We start from the raw sequence: 3,333 nt of genomic DNA on the forward strand, positions 1-3,333 counted from the left end.
TGGGCCCAGGAGCCCGCAAGGGCTGTCCAGGCGATCCCGGCGACCCCAACCGTCATTCCGGCGTTGAGCCGGGACCCGCCTTCACTTCCCTACTCGGCCTCCAATGCTGCGGCGGACAGAGGTTCGCTTTGATCACTGCAGCGCGTTTTCACACTTTCGCCAGATTGGCGGAATGTCTGCTTTCCACCCGAAGCAGACATTAGCCGCGCCGGGCCTGCCGTTGCCGGAAGCAAGGCTTGGGCGCTACACAGCAGCCAATGGGCGCGAGGGGGATCGATGAAAGCGCTGTTTATTGGCCTCCCGGTCGGCTGGCCGGGGCTTGTCGTAATAGCCGCCGGAGGGCTGCTGTTCTTCTTTGCGGTTATGCGTATCCGTTTCACCAGCGGAGGCGCCGGTTCGCCGGAGGCGGCCCGCTCGGGCATCTCGCTTCTCGGTATTGCGCTGCAGGTGCTCGGCTTCGCTAGCACGGGCTTTGGATCGATCCGCATCGCTCTGCCGGCGGCGAGCGTGGCAAGCCTTGCCGAGGCTTGTGCAGTGGCGGTGCTGATGACCGGCGCTGTCTGGCTTTTTGCCGCCGCCGCGAGGGAGATGGGGCGCAACTGGAGCCTCGTCGCCCGCACCCGCAAGGATCATGAACTGGTGACGAGCGGCGCCTTTGCGCACGTTCGCCACCCCATCTACACCGCCATGGGCCTGTTCCTGCTCGGCCTGGCCGTGAGCTTCGGTCATGAGCGCAATCTGATTTGGGGGCTGCCACTGTTCGGCGTCGGCACCTGGCTCCGCGTGCGGGAGGAGGAAAGGCTGCTACGCGCGAGCTTCGGCTCCGCTTACGACGATTACGCGGCGCGAGTGAAACGCTTTCTCCCGGGCCTCGTGTGACCATCGCGAGGGGCCAGGCAGCCGCCTTGCGGACCGGGAAGCCGCATCAGCCGCACGCGCTCGAACGGCTCGTCTTCTTCTCCGATGCGGTCTTCGCGATCGCCATTACCTTGCTGGTGATCGAGCTTCCAGTGCCGCACCTGCCGCGGACGGCAACCGACGCCGAGTTCCTGAGGGCTCTTGCAAGATTGATCCCGAACATCGTCGGCTATTCGATTGGTTTTGGGGTGATCGGCGCCTTTTGGGCCGGACACCATCGCTCGTTCATGCTCGCTCGCCGCTACGATGAGAGCTTGCTGGTGCCGAACCTGATCTTGCTAGGTCTGGTCGCTTTCATGCCGTTCGTCACGGCGCTGGTCAGCGCCCACATGGGCATGCGAGTGCCGACGGCGCTTTATTGCGCGACCATGCTCGCCGTCTCAATTGCCAATATCTGGGTGGTGAGGCGGGCCACCAGTGCACCCGTCGTTGGGGAGGAGATCGACGCCGCGACAATCGCTGCCACCCGTGCACGCGGCTTGGGCGTTGCGCTTGGATCGGCAACGGCGGTGGCAATCAGCCTCGTTTTCCCGCTTTTCGGCCAAGCGGGGTTGATGAGCATTCCTTTGTGGATGGTCGTCACGCGGCGGTTGGGACGCGGCCGCGCAGCTCATCGCTGAGGACCTCGCAAGCTATGCGATCACTGCGGCTTTGAAGTGTCCGCTTTCGACCCATTGCAGACATTCCATTAGGTCTGCTTTCGACGCAAAAGGATGCTCCGGCAAAGCATCCGCCAGGTTGTGCTTGACCTACGGCTGCTTTGTCCGGCGTAACATCGAGGTATCATAACCCATCCTGCGTGCCCGCTGGATTAGGCCGTCTACCGTCGCATCGGAAGGCGTGGGCTCCCGAGCGAGAATCCAGAGGTAGCGGCCGGAAGACTCGCCAACAATGGACCAGCTGTAATCATCCGCGTGATCAAGCACCCAGTAGTCGCCGTAGAACGGGCCGAAGAAACTCACCTTGAGCTTGGCGTTCGTCACTGTGTCGATGACCTTTGCTTTGCCGCGCGCTTCGTCGGTTTTCCCGTTAGGTTTTCGACAGCGGTTCACGACATTGATGGTCCCGTCCGGTCGCAGGCCGTAATCGGCGGTCACACCTTCGCAGCCCTTCTGAAAACGCTGTTCGTACCGCGCGATCTCGTACCATCGTCCGAGGTACCGCTGCAGATCGACCGTCTTCGCCGGCTGAGGGACGGAACGATTGCCGACGGGATGACGGGACATGAGATAGGTGCATCCAGCAAGCGCAATTCCGATGGAAAAGATGGTTCCTGCGACAAGAGCTTTGCGGTTTCCTTCCATGCTGCGCCCAACCGCACAGGTCTGCTACCGTTCCGCGGCAACGCGCCCGCCGTCAGCAGAACAGCTTCATCATTCCAGGTTGAAGGCGGCTAAGGGCTATCGTCGGCTTTCCACCCAAAGCAGACGTTAGGACAGTTTCAGCTTGCATGGCTTCCGTGCGGTTAGGCGCACCATTGCGATAACGTCCGAAGAGGTTTGTTGTCCTACTGCTGCCATGATTTTGGACCACGGGACCACTTCATGCCGGTGATCAGGCGCGCGACGTTCCCCGATGATACAGCCGCAGTGCTGAGCATCTGGCGCGAGTTTATTGCCAGTTCCCCGGTCAATCTCGACTATCAGAACAATGACGCCGAGTTCATGGACCTGCCTGGCAAATACGCGGTGCCCGGGGGATGCGTTTTGCTCGCAGACGTGGACGGCAAGATCGACGGCTGCGTCGCCTTTCGCAAGGTCACTAAAGAAATATGCGAGATGAAGCGTCTATATGTGTGTCCGCAGGCGCGCGGAAGCCGACTGGGTTACGATCTAGTTGCCCGATTGATAGCCGAAGCGAAGATGGTGGGTTATCGGGAAATGAGGCTCGACGTGATGGAGGAGTCCCTCTCCGCACGGCGACTATATGAGGCCTTCGGTTTCGTCGCGGCCGAGCCGGTGTCCTTCAATCCAGTTTCCGGTGCGTCCTTTCTCGGTCTTCATTTGTAGATAATTTCGCCTCCAGTGCGGGCAGATTGGTCAAGTCAAAAGGGCGGCCTGGCTAACGCCGCGAGGCTAGGCGAGGCTTAGCTAACGTCCGCTTCCCACCCATTGCGGACAGTACCCGTGCGTGAGACTGTGCGGCGATGAAGCCACGGCCTGCGGACTGGTTATCATTCGGCTTGGCGCTACTTGGATCAATCATCGCCATAATGGTCGCGGCGGGATTGCTGAACTTTACCGGCGATTGCGCTCCGGAAGTGAGGAACTGCGGCGAACCGCAGCGGCGAGCATCGTTCGTGGTCCTCGGCCTAGGCGTCGCTTGGATTATCTACCTTGTTGTGCGGTTCATCCGCTCCCCAACGACATTCCAGTAAGGGCGGCTTTCCACCAAAAGTAGACATTCACCGCCGTC

General features: G+C 61.0%; 4 protein-coding genes. 3 read left to right on the forward strand and 1 reads right to left on the reverse strand.

Annotated elements, in window-relative coordinates; all coding sequences use genetic code 11:
- Nucleotides 1–276 precede the first annotated feature (276 nt).
- Nucleotides 277–879, forward strand: coding sequence for an isoprenylcysteine carboxylmethyltransferase family protein (locus VJV58_RS18570; RefSeq protein WP_324138829.1), 603 nt, complete (start codon nucleotides 277–279; stop codon nucleotides 877–879).
- On the forward strand, nucleotides 876–1,538 hold the full coding sequence (locus VJV58_RS18575; RefSeq protein WP_324138830.1) for a TMEM175 family protein: 663 nt from the start codon (nucleotides 876–878) through the stop codon (nucleotides 1,536–1,538). Before VJV58_RS18570 ends, VJV58_RS18575 begins: the two co-directional genes overlap by 4 nt.
- Nucleotides 1,539–1,667: 129 nt before the next feature.
- Here VJV58_RS18575 and VJV58_RS18580 read toward each other — a convergent pair whose 3' ends face one another.
- The gene (locus VJV58_RS18580; RefSeq protein WP_324138831.1) at nucleotides 1,668–2,144 is read right to left on the reverse strand and encodes a lipocalin family protein; all 477 of its coding nucleotides are present in this window, start codon (nucleotides 2,142–2,144) and stop codon (nucleotides 1,668–1,670) included.
- Between the two features lie 318 nt (nucleotides 2,145–2,462).
- On the opposite strand from VJV58_RS18580, the gene VJV58_RS18585 reads away from it, so the two are divergent.
- The gene (locus VJV58_RS18585; protein ID WP_324138832.1) at nucleotides 2,463–2,927 is read left to right on the forward strand and encodes a GNAT family N-acetyltransferase; all 465 of its coding nucleotides are present in this window, start codon (nucleotides 2,463–2,465) and stop codon (nucleotides 2,925–2,927) included.
- Nucleotides 2,928–3,333 lie beyond the last annotated feature (406 nt).

It is taken from the genome of Bradyrhizobium sp. (assembly GCF_035273305.1).
Classification (GTDB): Bacteria; Pseudomonadota; Alphaproteobacteria; order Rhizobiales; family Xanthobacteraceae; genus Bradyrhizobium.

Excerpts from the sequence above, each read along its gene's own strand:
- VJV58_RS18570 (WP_324138829.1), top strand. The coding sequence starts at position 277 with ATGAAAGCGCTGTTTATTGGCCTCCCGGTCGGCTGGCCGGGGCTTGTC.
- VJV58_RS18580 (WP_324138831.1), bottom strand. The coding sequence starts at position 2,144 with ATGTCCCGTCATCCCGTCGGCAATCGTTCCGTCCCTCAGCCGGCGAAG.
- VJV58_RS18585 (WP_324138832.1), top strand. The coding sequence starts at position 2,463 with ATGCCGGTGATCAGGCGCGCGACGTTCCCCGATGATACAGCCGCAGTG.